This is a genomic window from Neobacillus endophyticus, assembly GCF_013248975.1.
In the GTDB taxonomy this organism is placed as follows: Bacteria; Bacillota; Bacilli; order Bacillales; family Cytobacillaceae; genus Neobacillus; species Neobacillus endophyticus.
The window spans coordinates 5,198,868-5,215,226 of sequence record NZ_JABRWH010000001.1; the positions used below are offsets into that span (position 1 = coordinate 5,198,868).

Here is a 16,359-nt window from a genome sequence, read left to right on the forward strand (position 1 = left end):
TTCTTTTTTTTCTTTTTATCCAATTGAAAATAACACATCCTTTTTACAGGGGCTTTACATAACAGTCTCTATTTTATAAGATAAATGTTTTTTTTGCTATGATGAACCCTTACCAATTTAAAAATTACTAAAATATACCTAAAATAGAAAAAAGCGACAAGTTGTATTAAACTTGTCGCTTTAAGATGTTGCGGGATACTGCACCCTTTTTATAAATAAATAGATCAACGTATGTCCCGCACCCAATAATAATAGTAATACAGGTATGCTTTGCTCTTCATTAAACCAGGTGACAGCTGCCAAGAAAGAAAGGATGGAGACAATTCTGCCGATGTTTAAAAACACTTCACGGACCACAATATACTCAATCCTCATTTCTGCCGCCTTCCAACCAATTCCAATTACGTCATATGTAGTAGACATATAAGGGACAAGGAGCAGCGGGTAAGCAATTGCAATAATGGACGCGTAGATTAACAGCTTTACATAGGTCACTTCCCAAACTATGATTAGTACTGCTGCATATAACATCAGCCCGCCAATAAGGATCGCCTTTTTCCGAAAGTTCTTTTTAATAAACCGAGATGCAAGGAAATAAGCTATAAACGAAATCCCAGAGTTCAAAAGTCCAAATGTTCCTAATGCCATTTCACTTCCCGTTGAAATATAGACAAAAACAGAAATGACAAAAAGGAACACTCCTTCCCGCAAGCCTTGAAAAAAATGAGCATTCGTAATCAGGCGCCAATTTTTATTTTGTTTTCGCTCCTCGATAATCCTTTTAAAGTAATACTTACCTTCTGCCGGCCTTCGTTTTAAAAAGAAACTCAACAGAACCGCCAAAGCAAACAATCCAAGCGAAAGGCCAAACACAATGGTATATCCCGTAAACTTTTCAAATCTCGTAATAATCATACCTGCTGCAAGTGGGCCGATCATTCCGCCTAAAGAAGACAAAATGCCCAAAAAACCATTAAAAAAATCACGAGTCTCAGGTTCTGTTATTTCAAAGGTTAGAACATTATAAGCAAGCCAATAAAATCCGTACCCAACCCCCAGGACACTGCCTAAAAGCAATAAATAAGCTGCGGCTCTTGTTCCTGTTATTAAAACCATAAGGTAAAAAAGTGCTAAAAAAATAACACCAATTCTTAGAACGATTACACGATCAATTTTTTTCGCCCATCGTCCTGCTAAAATGAATGTCAGCGGCTGCAATACGACAATGGAAAGATTATATAGAGCGATATCTGTATAACTTCCTGTTTGTTTCCATAAATAAATGTTCACAAATGTATTGGAGAGCGCAACACTCAAAGAATACAATCCACCAATTATCAGCAACAACGATAAATCTTTAGTTAACTCCACTTCACCAAGAAATCTTAATCTTTTTGCCATAAATAACTCCCCTTTGTATATGGGTAGTCTTTATCAGGGAGCTGGTTATTATGCAAAAAAAAGGCAGCTTATGGACCGCTGCCTTTTCAAACTTACACTTATTTTTATTTTGCTGCGTTGTAACGTTTAGAAACTTCATCCCAGTTTACAACATTCCAGAATGAGCCGATGTAATCAGGGCGTTTGTTTTGATATTTCAAATAATAAGCATGCTCCCAAACATCAAGGCCAAGAATAGGCGTTTTGCCTTCCATTAAAGGAGAATCCTGGTTTGGTGTGCTGGAAACTTCCAATTCGCCATTATTTACAGAAAGCCATGCCCAACCGGAACCAAAGCGAGTAGTCGCAGCTTTTGCAAATTCTTCTTTGAATGCTTCAAAGCTGCCAAATTTATTGTTAATGGCATCTGCTAATTCACCTGTTGGAGCCCCACCGCCATTAGGAGAAAGGACAGTCCAGAATAATGAATGGTTTGCATGTCCGCCGCCATTGTTACGTACTGCAGTGCGGGCTGCTTCCGGAACAGCATCCAAGTTTGAAATTACTTCTTCAACTGATTTTGAAAGTAACTCTTCATTTCCTGCTAATGCATTGTTTAAATTTGTTACATACGTATTATGGTGTCTTGTGTGGTGGATGTTCATTGTTTCTTTGTCAATGTGTGGCTCTAATGCGTCTTCAGCATAAGGTAATTTCGGTAATTCAAATGCCATGGAAAATTCCTCCTATGTAACTTGTATTCTTAAGCTTTTCCTGCACAAAAATTTTAATTTTATGTACATTAGAAGCTTTGTAATTAAAAGATACCAAAGTTAGGCAAACGCTTCAAATAATTTGCTTCATTCCACCCAAATTAAATTACCCCGACCACAAGACTTTTATTCAACTATAATCCAAAACATATTACTTTTGATAAACTTTCAAAAAATTGTCATGAATCAACTTAATGGCAATTTGTCAACGATTTTTGTCATACACCGCTGTCGTTACATCCATTTTTATCCAATTTAATATTGACATCTAATTTGGAATTTCATTTAATCAAGCTGTAGAGATGAAAAGGGAGTGGCAGCTCATGCAAAATACAGGCTATTCAATCTATCATTTGATGGTTCAATTTTTCAAAGACAGTGAACTGATTCAAAAAGTAAAAGCTGAAACTGTATTATTTCTGGAAAAAGATCCCGCACATAATGTATATCTTTTATTAAAAGGGAGTATTGCTCTTGGGAGAGTACATATGCATGGTAAAGAATTTATATTGAAAATTTTGAATAAAAATGAATTAATAATGGAGTACCCGCTTTTTAAAGCGAATCCGCACTACCAATTTTACGCAAAAACCTTGACCGATTGTGAATTGTTAGTGATTAAAAGAATACATTTTGAAGATTTTGTCTTAAACGACCCAGATGCCATGAATGCTCTTGTCACATGGCTAAGCATTAGTTATTTAAAAGCGCAAATGAAATGCCAGGATTTGATCATGAATGGTAAGAAAGGCGGTCTTTACTCCATACTAATCCGCCTCTGCAGCTCCTATGGTGTTGTAACAGAAGATGGAATTCTTATTGATTTACCATTAACACATCAGGAACTGGCGAATTTAACATATGGAACCCGTGAAGTCATTCAGCGTGCCTTAAAAGAGTTACGAGAAAATGGCATTATCTCATATGAAAATCAAAAGTTCACCATTAACAACTTAACTTATTTAAAACAGCAGGTAGATTGTCAAAATTGCTCCTCCGAAATATGTGGAATAAATTAAAAGGCAGGAAGAGTTTTCTTTTTAGATCGATCACCATGGTTTTTCCTCCACATCATTCTTGTGTACTACAAGTCCAAACGATACAATAGAATGGTGAAACTATATAAAGGTGGTCATTATGAATATTTTTACGCAATTTTATAAAAGTATCTATTCGCCGAAGGATATTGCGATATTTCGTTTTCAAGGAATCGGAAAAACAATTTTATATGTCTTCTTCCTCACGCTAATTTCCGTCCTTCCTTCCATCATTTTTTTCAGTCAAACGCTAACTTCCGGACTTGATTCAGCAACATCATTCATTAAAGATGAGACTCCAGCATTTACAATTAAGAATGGTCAGCTTTCAGCTGACACTAAGGTCCCTATTACCATAAATAAAGACCACTATACTTTCATTCTTGATCCTACAGGTGCAGTTTCTGTTAGGGAAGTAGAAAATGAAGATAATGCAATTGCACTATTAAAGGATCAATTTGTCGTATCGTCAGGAGATCACACGGAAACATATCAATATGGCATGATGCAGGGGATGAACATCACAAAAAAGGATCTATTACACTTTATTGATTCCATTAGCAGCATGAGGGGAATCATTATACCGGTTATTTCGGTCATCATTTACCTAATTTCAAGTGCGGCAAACTTTATTGAAATCTCTGTCCTTGCTCTGATCGGTTTGCTTCTAAAAAAGCTGACCGCAAGAAACCTGAACTACCGTCAGTTGTGGAGAATGGCTACCTACAGTGAAACACTGCCTACAGTTTTTTTCGCCATTATGTCGCTGCTTAAGACCTCTGTTCCTAACAGCTTTCTCATTAACTGGTTTGTTGTGATTATCGTTTTACTTTTAGCAATAAAAGAAGTTCCAAAGCCAAAAAATCAAATCTAAAGCATCCTTTACGGATGCTTTTTCTAGTTCTAAGAAACAATGGACAAGCATAGGAATGTACAAACATTCCTATATGGAGGCTTATCCAATGAAGAAATTATTTGGAGTTCTATTCGCAGCACTTGTTATCTATATTATTTACTTTGATTTAACAGTTGGAACACTGCCTGCCGCCATAACGGCCCAAAAAGTAGACAGCCATGCCGTAGTAGTTGAAAAAACAAAACCGGTGCTCCCCTCATTTGATGCAAAAGTGAAACCTGGGGATACTCTTGTATCAATTGTCGAACATAAACTAGGTAAATCACTGCCTGTTTCCATAAACGATTTAATTGAAGACTTTCAACAATTAAATCCCGGCAAGTCTGCCGAAAAAATTAAAATCGGAGCTACTTATCATTTTCCCGATTACTCAAAATAATGAAGAAATATCCTTATTCTTGTCAAAATTAGCAAGGGACTGATACAATAGGGTGGAATTGTTTTTACCATATTCGAATCCATTTAGAAGGAGCGAATGACTTGTGAGCGAAATTATTCATCGCACCAAAACCCGGCCTGTTAAGGTTGGCAATTTAACCATTGGTGGGAATAATGAAATCATCATTCAAAGTATGACAACCACTAAAACTCACGATGTTGAGGCAACAGTGGCTGAAATAAAACGGCTTGAGGAAGCAGGATGTCAAATTGTACGGGTAGCATGTCCTGATGAACGTGCTGCTGATGCCATTTCGGAAATTAAAAAGAGGATTAATATTCCTCTTGTGGTTGATATACATTTTGATTATAAACTCGCACTTAAAGCGATTGAGGGCGGAGCAGATAAAATTAGGATTAACCCTGGTAATATCGGAAGACGCGAAAAGGTTGAAGCTGTAGTAAAGGCAGCCAAAGAACGCGGAATTCCGATTCGGATCGGTGTGAATGCCGGTTCCCTTGAAAAGAAAATCCTGGACAAATATGGTTATCCGACAGCTGATGGTATGGTAGAGAGTGCCCTTCACCACATCAAAATCCTAGAAGACCTGGATTTTTATGATATTATCGTTTCCATGAAGGCATCTGATGTAAATCTTGCTATTGAGGCTTATGAAAAAGCAGCAAAGGCATTTGACTATCCTTTGCACCTTGGCATCACTGAATCTGGGACACTTTTCTCAGGAACTGTTAAAAGTGCAGCTGGTTTAGGAGCTATTATTAGCAAAGGGATTGGAAACACATTAAGGATCTCATTAAGTGCGGATCCTGTGGAAGAAGTCAAAGTTGCCAGGGAATTGTTAAAAGTGTTTGGACTATCCTCAAATGCTGCAACCTTAATTTCCTGCCCAACCTGCGGCCGGATTGAAATTGATCTCATTAGCATTGCAAACGAAGTTGAGGAATACATTCAACATATTAAAGCGCCAATTAAAGTTTCAGTGCTTGGCTGTGCGGTAAATGGCCCTGGGGAAGCTAGAGAAGCGGACATCGGCATTGCCGGAGCCCGTGGTGAAGGATTATTATTCCGTAAAGGCCAAATTGTCCGCAAGGTTCCTGAAGCTCAAATGGTGGAAGAATTGAAAAAAGAAATCGACCTTGTGGCAGAAGAATATTTCCAAAAAAAAGCAGCTGAACAAAAGGCGTAAAAGAAACCCGGTACATATACCGGGTTTCCCTTTTGCCCCTATTTTGGGATTTGTTAAAAGAACGGAAGAATAAAGATACCGATAATAATCGATACCGCTCCAATTCCGATTGCCCAAGCACCAAGAGCTCTAGCGCCCCTGTTTCTAGCAACAAATCCCAGCACTATGCCAGCAGCACCAAAAAGAATAGGCAAAACAAACAGAGATAAAATCGATAATGCTAACGCAACAGTTCCTAAACCAGTTCCGCCTGCAGCTTTTTCCGGGAAAAGATCGGTTTCATCACGATCCCGTCCGCGAACAATAGGTACAGGGGCAGCAATTTCTGCCGCAGTTTCTTCTCTATAATCATGAACTGCAGAATGGATGGGAACAGACGCCCCAATTTCTTCTGCCGTTTCTTCCTTATAGTGTAATGGACGAGTAACGGCCGGAACATTTGCTTTACAGGCACCTTCATACCCTCTTGTGGCTGAATGCAAAGGAACAGCGGCTCCGATTTCATCGGCAGTTTCTTCTTTATACAAGGAACTTTGCGTAGTTACAGGTGTTGCAATTTCTGAAGCTGTTTTTTCCCTGATGTCTGAAGGGGAATTGGGGATATCTTCCCCAATAATAGCACTTCTCATAGCTTCCTGTACCTTCGTGTCTCTCTCATCTGCCATTTGCATCCCTCGCTTTTTCGTAATAGGAGCATTTATTATTGTTAACCTTACGATCACTTTTACTATGCTAATGTTTGTCTTAAAAAGAAAATACTGAAGGTGAATAAAAATTGAAAAAAAGATTCGGCATCGATATTGATGGCACAGTGACCAGCCCAGAATCATTAATCCCTTTTTTAAATCAATCATTCGGTCTCAATATTGCTTATGAGGATATAACCCAGTACGATTTAACCCCATTTGTTAATGTTTCCGAAAAAGAATTGGCAAAGTGGTTTACAGAAAATGAACCAATCATTTATGCAAATTCGCCTCTGGCTCTTGGAGCTAAACCAGTGCTAACTCAATGGCAAAATATACATGAAATGTATTTTATCAGTGCACGGAGCGCAGAATTAATGGAAGTAACGGAATCGTGGTTTAAAAAACATGGATTAACATTCGATCACATTGAATTAATCGGCTCACATGATAAAATTGAATCAGCAAAAAAACATCAGGTAGACATCTTCTTTGAAGATAAACATGACAATGCCGTCATGATTCATGAAGAATGCCAAATACCTGTCATATTATTTAATACTCCATATAATCAAGATCCAATTCCTCAAGGAGTGATCCGTGTCTATAATTGGAGGGAAGCTAACGACTGGGTTAAGAATTGGTTAAAATAGCACTTAATAATAAAAAGTGAATAAAAAACAGTCTGCGTTTTTTTTAGCAGACTGTTTTTTATTGAGCATGTTTTTATTGCAAACAATCAGGACAGCGTCCGTAAATTTCAAATTTATGTCCTGATATATCATATCCCTTTAAACTTTCATTTAAACCATCCATCGGACATGATTCAATCTCTTTCGTTTTGCCGCATCCCATACAAATAAAATGATGGTGATGATGGTGTCCGGAACAGGTAAAGCGAAAATGTTTCTCCCCTGACAATTCCGTCATTTCCAAAATACCCATATTCTCAAACAGCGCAAGGTTTCGATAAATCGTATCAAAGCTAAGTCCCGGATAGTCATCCTTTAATTGGTCAAACACATCACGGGCAGTTAAATATTTATCACTATCAGCAAACAACTGCAGCATATCTTCGCGTTTTCCGGTTTGCTTAAATCCATTTTCTTTTAAATATTGAATAGCTTCATGGACGTTCATCTGACTGGACCCCCTTTTGCACGTATTGATTAATCATCATTTTTTTGTAAAGAATGGAAAAGATTAAGATAAGAACCGCAAGCATTACGATCGTTCCGCCTGGTGCCAGATTTAAGTAATAAGCAATAAACAGCCCGCCAAGAACGGAAATTTCACCAAATAATACAGATAAGAAAATCGTTTGTTTAAAGCCTTTCGCAATACGGATACTGGCAGCAACCGGTAAGGTCATTAAGGATGACACAAGCATGATTCCCACAATTCGCATCGAGGCTGCAATAACAAGCGCCACCATAATAATAAAGATAAAATGTATGCTTTTAGCAGGCAGGCCCGATGCCTTAGCATATTCTTCATCGAAGGATAATAAAAACAATTCTTTATATAATAAGATGATAACTGTGATCACAAGTATACTAATAATCAATATCACAAATAAATCGGTTCTGCTCACAGCAGAAACACTGCCAAATAGATAACTAAATAAATCTGTATTAAAACCATTGGCAAGTGAAATAAATATGACCCCAAGTCCAATTCCGCTGGAGAGAATAATCGGAATGGCCAGCTCTTGGTAATGTTTATAAACGCTTCTAAGCTTTTCAATAAACAATGAGCCCCCTACAGAGAAGACCATTCCTAAATATAACGGATTTAACCCTGAAAATGCAGCGAAGTATTTTTCAAGCAGCAAACTAGCGGCAATTCCAGAAAGTGTCACATGACTTAAAGCATCTGCAATTAAAGAGAGTCTTCTTACAACAATGAAAACACCTAATAACGGTGCAAGAATCCCAATCAACATGCCCGTCAGAAAGGCATTTTGTAAAAACTCATAATGGAAAATCCCTGAAATCATTTTATAACGCCTCCGTGTTCATGCTGATGGGAAAGTAAATGAACGTTATGTCCATAAAATACCGATAACCCTTCTGTTCTTAACTGTTCAAACTCATTTGTTTCACCATGAAAATGTAAATGTTTGTTTAAGCAAGCAACATGTGAAACTCGATCCGATATGGTTCCAATATCATGTGTAACCAGCAGTAAAGTAATTCCCTGGTTTTTGTTCAAATCTGCCAGCATTTCGTAGAACGTGTCAACATTTTCGGCATCGACCCCGACTGTAGGTTCATCAAGAATTAATATTTTGGGCTCGCTCACAAGTGCCCTTGCAATAAAAACTCTTTGCTGCTGTCCACCCGAAAGCTCGCCTATATTTCTATACCTGTACCCTTTCATGCCAACAGCATCTAAAGCGCTCAAAACTTTTTCAGCATCATCCTTTTTAAAAAATGTGAACAAACCAAGTTTTTTCGTTAAGCCACTTGCAACAACTTCGAAAACAGTTGCAGGAAAGCCAGTGTTAAAGGAATTTGCTTTTTGGGATACATAACCAATCTGCTGCCAATCTTTAAACTTACTAATTTCTTGGCCGAATAAGAGAATTTCTCCTTTTTGCAGTTTTAACAATCCTAAAAGTAACTTTAGTAAGGTGGACTTTCCTGATCCATTAGGACCGACAATAGCTAAAAAAGACCCTGCAGGAATGGCCAAACTGATATCTTCAAGAACCGTATCTTTCTCATAGCGGTAATAGAGGTGGTTTATTTCAATAATATTTTGCATCGTTCTTACCATCACCTTTAATTTTAAGAATCATTCCGATTTAACTTCAAGTAGTATACAATAGCTCTTTCTTATTGTAAAGGCAGATGATTTTATATTTTAAGCGAATGCTCTCGAGTGTCACACTCCGCTTTCTTCTTCATACATTACCATGAAGGAGTGGTTAGGATGAAAATTTTTGAGAGTATCATTAACCATAAAATTAATACCATTACTGCTGATGAATTATTAAAGTACGCCAACCAATTTAATATTACGGTTAATCGGCAGCAGGCAATAAAAATAGCCGAATACTTAAGAGGAAAAAAAATTAACATCTTTGCCGATTCAGAGAGGGCAAAATTAATAAGAGAAATTGCCAAAGCAGCAGGCCCGCAGACTGCACGCGATGTCAATAAGTTATTTACAGAGTTAACAAAATCATAAAAAGCTGTGCATTAGCACAGCTTTTTGTGTTCCAGGATTAAGACTGGAGTATTTTATCAAGAAGGTTCTCATCGTATTCCTGAGAACGCAGCATCTCAATTTCAAATTTATATGGCGGCTTCTTATTATTTTTATCTTCACCAACAAAAGGAGTTTCCAGGATTTTTGGAACATCTGCAAGTTGAGGGTGATGAACAATATAATTAAGGGTTTTAAAGCCGATGTGGCCAAACCCGATATTTTCATGCCGGTCCTTTCTCATCCCCATTGCATTTTTACTGTCATTAAGATGGAGTACCTTAAGGCGATCGAGGCCAATAATTTTATCAAACTCATTTAATACCCCGTCGAAATCCTCCACGATATTATATCCTGCATCATGGGTATGGCAAGTATCAAAGCAAACCGACAGCTTATCACTATAGTTAACCCCATCAATAATCATCGCCAATTCCTCAAAAGACTTTCCGCATTCGGAACCTTTCCCGGCCATTGTTTCCAGCGCAATCTGAACCTGCTCTTTTCCTGTTAAAACCTCATTTAAACCTTCAACGATTTTTTTAATACCTAACTCTGTTCCTGCCCCAACATGTGCTCCTGGGTGAAGAACAATTTGTTTTGCGCCAATTGCTTCCGTACGTTCAATCTCGGATCGAAGGAAACGAACCCCCAATTCAAATGTATCAGGATTTGAAGTATTCCCAATATTGATAATATATGGAGCGTGAACGACAATTTCGGATATCCCATTCGCTTCCATATGTTTTCTGCCAGCTTCAATATTTAGGTCTTCAATTTTCTTTCTTCTTGTATTTTGCGGAGCGCCAGTATAAATCATAAATGTATTGGCACCATATGAAACTGCCTCCTTACTGGCAGCTAAAAGCATTTCTTTTCCGCTCATTGATACATGAGAACCGATTTTTAACATACCTTACCTCTCCATTCTTTACTTCTTTTTCTGATTTAGGCGGCGCTGGCGTTTTTTAATGCTCTCCATTTCTGATTGCATTTTCTTCTTATAGCCAGGTTTTACTTTATTTGGCTTTCTTACAATGGATTTAGCTAATCGATCTGTTTCATTTTCTTGTTTAACTCGTGTTTTTCTACGATTTCGAGCTTCTATTTCAACAAATTCCCCGTTTTTCAAATCAAGATTTTTAAACTCGATGCCCATTTTTTCCAACCGATTAAGCGCATCTTCATCCGAGAGATCATAAATGGTTAGGGCAACTCCAGATTTTCCAGCTCTTGCAGTTCTTCCGGCTCTATGGACATAAAAATCCAAATCTGCAGGGAGTTCGTAGTTAATAACATGACTAACTCCTTCTATATCAATCCCTCTGGATGCTAAGTCAGTTGCAACAATATATTGGAATTCCAGATCCTGAATCTGCTTCATCATTTTTTTCCGTTCCCTTGGCGTTAAATCACCGTGGACCCGACCAACTTTCAACCCTTTTTCGTTTAAATATTGAGCCAAATCTTCAGCCATCCTTTTCGTATTGGCAAACACGATGGCAAGATAAGGATTATAGGCATGAAGAGCTTCTAAAACCAGCTCCTTTTTATTCCGATGCCTTGAAGGCAGTAAATAATGTTCCAAGTTCTCAACCGTATTCCGTTTCCCTTCGATTTGAACCACTTTTGGATTTTCCATATATTTTTTCAAGAAAGGCTTTAGTTTCTCAGGAATGGTTGCTGAAAACACAAGCATTTGCAAACTAACAGGCATTTTGGCAGCGACTCTATCCACATCCTCAATAAACCCCATATCAAGCATCATATCTGCTTCGTCTACCACTAGGATTTTCCCAGTATGAACGAAAAGGGCTTGATCATTTACAAGATCGCTGATTCTCCCAGGTGTTCCGATCACAATATGTGGCTGTACCTTAAGCTTCTCGATGGTCCGCTGTTTATCTGTTCCCCCAATAAACAATTTGGCGCTGATTGCTTTCTCTGGCCCGCATTGTTCTGTAATTTTTAAAACTTGCTGGTAAATCTGCGAGGCAAGTTCTCTAGTAGGAGCAGTAATAACTGCTTGTACTTCCTGTCTTTCAGGATGAATTTTCTCCAGGATGGGAAGAACATATGCCAATGTCTTTCCTGTTCCTGTTTGCGACTGACCGATAGCACTTTCCCCTTTAAGAACTAATGGAATCATACGTTCCTGAATTTCTGTCGGGTTATTAAATCCGAATTTATTTAATGAATCTAAAATAAAAGATTGAAATTTAAATTGTTCAAAGCGATTTTCCTTCATTTAATACTCCTTATATAAAAATTGATTTGTTTGTAAAAAGTCCTTCCTACTTTTTATTCCATCAGATTATTATAGTAAAGTTCCGGGCAAATCTCCAGCATCATTATCATCTTTTACTTACGTTAAAGATTTAAACCATTAAAATTGCATGTTTCATGAGTATTATACCTAAACCAAATCAAGATAAATGCATATTTTATAACAAGAGGCACTATGAAAGGAGGAATTATTATGATGCCAAGACCAGGACTCCCGATGCAAGGAGGAATGAGACCAGGCCTATTTGGAGGCGGAAGCCCCATGATGGGTTCCAGTCCTAATCAATTTGGCGTTGGAGGCCAGATGATGAGACCAGGAGCAAATCCATTTGGCGGAATGGGCTCCATGATGGGCGGCCCGCAAATGAATGGGGGCGGCGGCTTACTTTCAAGACTTCTTGGAAGAGGCAATCCAGCCGGTGGTGGCGGAATGATGGGGATAGGCAGAGGAACCGGTGGTCCTGGAGCGATGATGGGAATGGGCAGAGCGGCAGGTGGCGGGGGTGGCGGCTTACTTCAATCTTTATCAAATCCCGGCGGCCTTTCAGGAATATTAAATAATACACAGCAGGTTATAAGGACAGCCCAAACAATTGGACCGATGATCCAACAATATGGACCTATTGTGAAAAACCTGCCAGCCATGTGGAGTCTTTTTCGCGGATTAAAAAATGCTTCCAATGAAACAACAGAAGAAGACAGCAGCGGCAATTCTGATACTGCTACAGAAGAATCATCCGAAAGCAGTGAGCAAAAAACAACTGCATCCAATAGAACTACCTCCCATGCATCAGAAACCATAAAAAGGCGCTCACAAACTAGCTCTCAAAAGAGAAGTTCACAATCTACTTCCGCAAATAATACGATGCAAGTTCGTTCAAGATCACAAAGCCAGCATCAAAAAGGAGCTTCAATTCCGAAATTATATATTTAATATACAGAGAATGCTGGAAAAACAGCATTCTTTTATTATGTGTTCTAAAGAAAAATGGCCAGCTAAGTGAGTATCTAAAGTCGAAGAAAGAGTTCTGTCTGCCTTTTCCCTGATTCGAAAGTTATACGATCCTATCGAAAAAAATGTATCTTTGTATTTTTTCTGTTCGTTTTATATTATAATTACATAGTTATTAACCATTTCCTTTTAGGAGGACTTTTCATGAATGTAATTAAGATTTCCCCGCGCGGCTATTGCTATGGGGTTGTTGATGCTATGGTAATTGCAAGAAATGCCGCGTTAGATAAATCATTACCTCGTCCCATCTACATTTTAGGGATGATTGTTCATAATAAACACGTTACAGATGCATTTGCTGAAGAAGGAATTATCACACTTGATGGCAATAATCGAAGGGAAATTTTGGAGAAAGTTGAGGGAGGCACCGTTATTTTTACTGCACATGGTATTTCTCCCGAAGTGAGAGAGCTTGCGAAAAAGAAGGGCCTTGTAACACTTGATGCCACATGCCCTGATGTGACAAGGACCCATGATATCATTCACGAAAAAGCTCAGCATGGCTACCACACTATTTATATAGGTAAAAAAGGACATCCAGAGCCAGAAGGTGCATTGGGTGTAGCTCCTGATATGGTCCACCTGGTAGAAACGCCTAGTGACGTAGAAGCCTTAAATCTTGATTATGATAAGTTAATTGTCACAAACCAAACAACCATGAGCCAGTGGGATGTGGCGGATACCATGGAAAAAGTGCAGGAAAAATATCCTCATGTTGAGGTTTATAATGAAATTTGCCATGCTACCCAAATAAGACAGGAAGCTGTTTCAGAGCAAGCGAAAGACGCAGACGTTACGATTGTGGTAGGCGATCCGAAAAGTAATAACTCCAATCGTCTGGCACAAGTTTCTGAGGAAATCGCAGGTACAAAAGCATATCGAATCGCTGATATTTCCGAATTGAATATTGATTGGATTAAAGATGCTAAAATAGTGGCGGTCACAGCAGGAGCCTCTACACCGACGCCTATTACAAAAGAAGTGATTACATTTCTTGAACAATTTGATCCAAACAATGATTCCACATGGCAGCGGAAAAAAAATGTACCTCTCAGCAAAATACTTCCAAAAGTAAAAACGGAAACAAAAGCGTAAAAACCGGTCACAACCGGTTTTTACGCTTTTTATCTGTAATTGATTATATAAATTGAAAAGGATTTGTATCTTCTTCTGAAGGAAATATATCCACTGTATAACCGGAGTCCTGGCACATTTTTTTCAACGTTTGCGCAAGTCCTTTTTTCATTACCTTTTCAACATTATGACCAGGGTCAATCAGATTAAGCCCTAACATCATGGCATCATGTGCAGTGTGATAATATATATCACCTGTTACATACACATCTGCCCCTTTAAATTTGGCACTGGTAAAATATTTATTTCCATCTCCGCCTAAGACCGCTACTTTTTTCACTTTTGCCTGTAAATCTCCTGTAACTCTGACTCTGTCGACCTCGAGAGCAATTTTTACTTTTTCTGCAAATTCCCCTAATGTCATTTCTTTAACTTTTCCAATTCTTCCAAGCCCGAGTACTTCTCCTTTATTTTCAAGAGGATACACATCATATGCCACTTCTTCGTAAGGATGAGCCTTAATCATGGCCATTATCGTCCTTTTAAGCAGGGTCTCCGGTACGATCGTCTCTATGCGAACCTCGTCTACTGCCTCAAGCTCTCCTGATTTACCAATAAATGGGGAAGTTTCAGCTCCAGGTAGAAATCTGCCCGTTCCCTCTGCTGAAAAAGAGCAGTGGCTGTATTGGCCAATATGACCAGCTCCGGAATTTCCAAGAACCTCACGAATTAAGTCTGCATGACTGCCTGGTACAAACACAACCAGTTTCTTTAAACTGACATCAACCGTTGGAACCAACACTTCAGTATTCTCTAACCCCAGTGCTTCTGCCAACCAATCATTGACACCGCCATTTGCAATATCAAGATTCGTATGAGCTGCATAGACAGCAATATCATGCTTCAATAATTTCTCAATCACTCGCCCTTGAACCGTATCCGTTAAAACATTTTTTAACGGACGAAAAATCGGCGGATGATGTGCAATGATCAGCTGCACATTTTTTTCAATCGCTTCGTCAATTACGTTTTCTAGTACATCTAGTGCAATCATAACTCGATCAATTTTTTTATTTAACCTGCCAATTTGCAAGCCAATCTTATCGCCTTCCATAGCTAATGATTTCGGAGCAAACTGTTCAAATAATTGAATGATTTCATGACCGTTAGGATTCTTCATTAACCAAAACCCCCTCCGCCAATCTGATTTTCATTAATAATTCCTGCTTCTTCACCGAAGCTTCTTCTGTTTCACTTGCATGCACCAATTGGGTGTAGATCCGTTCCCAATTCTTCTTCTCGGCAGACCATTTTTTGAAGAAAGCTTCCGAACGGCTTTTGGAAAGGTAAGGTCCAAATAGGAGACCGGCGTCCATATTGTTTCCATATGGTTTCTTTGCATCTCCTTTTTCTCCAATTAAAATCTCGTAAATTTTCCCATCTTCTTCAAGAATTTCTTCGGCTTTAAGTTCCCAATTATTTTCTAAAAACCATTTTCTGATGGAAAGTGCATGAATATTCGGCTGCAAGATAAGCCGTTTCACAGATCCCAGTTTGTCTTTGCCTTTTTCCAAAATACTCGCTATTAATGTTCCGCCCATACCGGCAATCGTAATGCACTCCACTTCATCAGGACCAACTACATCAAGTCCATCACCCGTCCTGACAGAAATCACATCTGATAGTCCTTGGGCATTTACGTTTCTTACAGCCGATTGAAAAGGGCCTTCTGCTACTTCTCCGGCAACAGCAAATGGAATGCCAAAATTCTTAACTAAAAAACATGGTAAATATGCATGATCTGACCCGATATCCGCAACGCTTGCACCTTTTGGCACATACTTTGCTACCATTTCGAGCCTGGCTGATAATTTATCTGAATTCAAATGTCCCACCACTCTTTTATTTCTTTGCTATGTACTAGTATAAAAAAGGTCCTTCACAGATGCAAAGGACCATTCGATACTTTACTTAATTTTTGAAACCCATTCTGCCATTGCATCAGCTTGTTCTGGTTTAACTAAACCAGGAGGCATGTTTCCTCGTCCTTGAGTAATAATTTGCTTAATTTGCGCCTTACTTAACTTGCTGCCGATTCCGTGCAATGATGGGCCAACTACACCTTGATAATGATCTCCATGGCAGGCAATACATGTTGTCTTGTAAATGTCTTCCGGATTGGTAGCCGCAGTTTGCGTTTTATCACCGCTCGTTCCACTTGTTCCCTTTGCCAGTTCCCGTGCGTCACCGAGACCTTTGAAGGACAATACGAGCGTTAAAACGATTCCAAAAACCATAATCAGGACAAAAGGAATAATCGGATTCCGCTTCATGAAATAACCTCCCTTATGTATAAACATTCAAACAATAGATTGTCTATAAACACCTATTATTTT

19 protein-coding genes are annotated in these 16,359 nt (G+C 38.6%); 8 read left to right on the forward strand and 11 right to left on the reverse strand.

Annotated features, from left to right (window positions below; translation table 11 throughout):
- Nucleotides 1–180: 180 nt before the first annotated feature.
- Both HPT25_RS25920 and HPT25_RS25925 read right to left on the reverse strand, forming a co-directional pair.
- A complete protein-coding gene (locus HPT25_RS25920; RefSeq protein ID WP_173070694.1) occupies nucleotides 181–1,401 on the reverse strand; it encodes an MFS transporter in 1,221 nt (406 codons plus the stop codon).
- A gap of 104 nt (nucleotides 1,402–1,505) precedes the next feature.
- Nucleotides 1,506–2,114, reverse strand: coding sequence for a superoxide dismutase (locus HPT25_RS25925; RefSeq protein ID WP_173070696.1), 609 nt, complete (start codon nucleotides 2,112–2,114; stop codon nucleotides 1,506–1,508).
- A 362-nt stretch (nucleotides 2,115–2,476) separates the two neighbouring features.
- On the opposite strand from HPT25_RS25925, the gene HPT25_RS25930 reads away from it, so the two are divergent.
- The 4 genes from HPT25_RS25930 (at nucleotide 2,477) to ispG (ending at nucleotide 5,692) form a co-directional block, all read left to right on the forward strand.
- Nucleotides 2,477–3,172 carry a Crp/Fnr family transcriptional regulator gene (locus HPT25_RS25930; protein ID WP_173070698.1) on the forward strand — a complete coding sequence of 232 codons (696 nt, stop codon included), beginning with the start codon at nucleotides 2,477–2,479 and terminating at the stop codon, nucleotides 3,170–3,172.
- A gap of 118 nt (nucleotides 3,173–3,290) precedes the next feature.
- Complete coding sequence (locus tag HPT25_RS25935) at nucleotides 3,291–4,064, forward strand: DUF1189 domain-containing protein (protein ID WP_173070700.1); 774 nt, start codon at nucleotides 3,291–3,293, stop codon at nucleotides 4,062–4,064.
- Between the two features lie 88 nt (nucleotides 4,065–4,152).
- Nucleotides 4,153–4,485 (forward strand): protein YqfZ, encoded by a 333-nt coding sequence (gene yqfZ, locus HPT25_RS25940; RefSeq protein ID WP_173070702.1) that lies wholly within the window; start codon nucleotides 4,153–4,155, stop codon nucleotides 4,483–4,485.
- 112 nt (nucleotides 4,486–4,597) lie between these two features.
- A complete protein-coding gene (ispG, locus tag HPT25_RS25945) occupies nucleotides 4,598–5,692 on the forward strand; it encodes a flavodoxin-dependent (E)-4-hydroxy-3-methylbut-2-enyl-diphosphate synthase (RefSeq protein WP_173071486.1) in 1,095 nt (364 codons plus the stop codon).
- A gap of 53 nt (nucleotides 5,693–5,745) precedes the next feature.
- Here ispG and HPT25_RS25950 read toward each other — a convergent pair whose 3' ends face one another.
- Nucleotides 5,746–6,078, reverse strand: coding sequence for a hypothetical protein (locus HPT25_RS25950; protein ID WP_376767992.1), 333 nt, complete (start codon nucleotides 6,076–6,078; stop codon nucleotides 5,746–5,748).
- 389 nt (nucleotides 6,079–6,467) lie between these two features.
- Here HPT25_RS25950 and HPT25_RS25955 point away from each other — a divergent pair, with 389 nt between their 5' ends.
- The gene (locus tag HPT25_RS25955) at nucleotides 6,468–7,031 is read left to right on the forward strand and encodes a 5' nucleotidase, NT5C type (RefSeq protein WP_173070704.1); all 564 of its coding nucleotides are present in this window, start codon (nucleotides 6,468–6,470) and stop codon (nucleotides 7,029–7,031) included.
- A 73-nt stretch (nucleotides 7,032–7,104) separates the two neighbouring features.
- Here the strand turns inward: HPT25_RS25955 and zur are convergent, their stop codons facing one another.
- Genes zur through HPT25_RS25970 form a run of 3 tightly spaced genes read right to left on the reverse strand, consistent with a single transcriptional unit; the run spans nucleotide 7,105 to nucleotide 9,147 of the window.
- Nucleotides 7,105–7,518, reverse strand: a complete 414-nt coding sequence (zur, locus tag HPT25_RS25960; RefSeq protein WP_173070706.1) for a zinc uptake transcriptional repressor Zur — start codon at nucleotides 7,516–7,518, stop codon at nucleotides 7,105–7,107.
- Nucleotides 7,505–8,377 carry a metal ABC transporter permease gene (locus HPT25_RS25965; RefSeq protein ID WP_173070708.1) on the reverse strand — a complete coding sequence of 291 codons (873 nt, stop codon included), beginning with the start codon at nucleotides 8,375–8,377 and terminating at the stop codon, nucleotides 7,505–7,507. The genes zur and HPT25_RS25965 overlap by 14 nt, the downstream gene beginning before the upstream one ends.
- Nucleotides 8,374–9,147, reverse strand: a complete 774-nt coding sequence (locus HPT25_RS25970) for a metal ABC transporter ATP-binding protein (protein ID WP_173070710.1) — start codon at nucleotides 9,145–9,147, stop codon at nucleotides 8,374–8,376. Before HPT25_RS25970 ends, HPT25_RS25965 begins: the two co-directional genes overlap by 4 nt.
- A 168-nt stretch (nucleotides 9,148–9,315) precedes the next feature.
- Here HPT25_RS25970 and HPT25_RS25975 point away from each other — a divergent pair, with 168 nt between their 5' ends.
- Nucleotides 9,316–9,573 (forward strand): DUF2624 domain-containing protein, encoded by a 258-nt coding sequence (locus tag HPT25_RS25975; RefSeq protein WP_173070712.1) that lies wholly within the window; start codon nucleotides 9,316–9,318, stop codon nucleotides 9,571–9,573.
- Between the two features lie 37 nt (nucleotides 9,574–9,610).
- Here HPT25_RS25975 and HPT25_RS25980 read toward each other — a convergent pair whose 3' ends face one another.
- Nucleotides 9,611–10,504, reverse strand: coding sequence for a deoxyribonuclease IV (locus tag HPT25_RS25980; protein ID WP_173070714.1), 894 nt, complete (start codon nucleotides 10,502–10,504; stop codon nucleotides 9,611–9,613).
- 18 nt (nucleotides 10,505–10,522) lie between these two features.
- Nucleotides 10,523–11,839, reverse strand: a complete 1,317-nt coding sequence (locus HPT25_RS25985) for a DEAD/DEAH box helicase (protein WP_173070716.1) — start codon at nucleotides 11,837–11,839, stop codon at nucleotides 10,523–10,525.
- Between the two features lie 231 nt (nucleotides 11,840–12,070).
- Between HPT25_RS25985 and vrrA the strand changes: the two genes are divergently transcribed.
- Both vrrA and HPT25_RS25995 read left to right on the forward strand, forming a co-directional pair.
- Nucleotides 12,071–12,811: a VrrA/YqfQ family protein gene (gene vrrA, locus HPT25_RS25990; protein WP_246277282.1), complete on the forward strand. Its 741-nt coding sequence runs from the start codon at nucleotides 12,071–12,073 to the stop codon at nucleotides 12,809–12,811.
- Between the two features lie 222 nt (nucleotides 12,812–13,033).
- Nucleotides 13,034–13,984 carry a 4-hydroxy-3-methylbut-2-enyl diphosphate reductase gene (locus tag HPT25_RS25995; RefSeq protein WP_173070718.1) on the forward strand — a complete coding sequence of 317 codons (951 nt, stop codon included), beginning with the start codon at nucleotides 13,034–13,036 and terminating at the stop codon, nucleotides 13,982–13,984.
- A 43-nt stretch (nucleotides 13,985–14,027) separates the two neighbouring features.
- Here HPT25_RS25995 and HPT25_RS26000 read toward each other — a convergent pair whose 3' ends face one another.
- The 3 genes from HPT25_RS26000 to cccA form a co-directional block, all read right to left on the reverse strand.
- Nucleotides 14,028–15,143, reverse strand: coding sequence for a Nif3-like dinuclear metal center hexameric protein (locus HPT25_RS26000; RefSeq protein ID WP_173070720.1), 1,116 nt, complete (start codon nucleotides 15,141–15,143; stop codon nucleotides 14,028–14,030).
- Nucleotides 15,130–15,849: a tRNA (adenine(22)-N(1))-methyltransferase gene (locus tag HPT25_RS26005; RefSeq protein WP_173070722.1), complete on the reverse strand. Its 720-nt coding sequence runs from the start codon at nucleotides 15,847–15,849 to the stop codon at nucleotides 15,130–15,132. Before HPT25_RS26005 ends, HPT25_RS26000 begins: the two co-directional genes overlap by 14 nt.
- An 81-nt stretch (nucleotides 15,850–15,930) precedes the next feature.
- Nucleotides 15,931–16,296, reverse strand: a complete 366-nt coding sequence (gene cccA / locus HPT25_RS26010; RefSeq protein ID WP_173070724.1) for a cytochrome c550 — start codon at nucleotides 16,294–16,296, stop codon at nucleotides 15,931–15,933.
- Nucleotides 16,297–16,359: the final 63 nt, after the last annotated feature.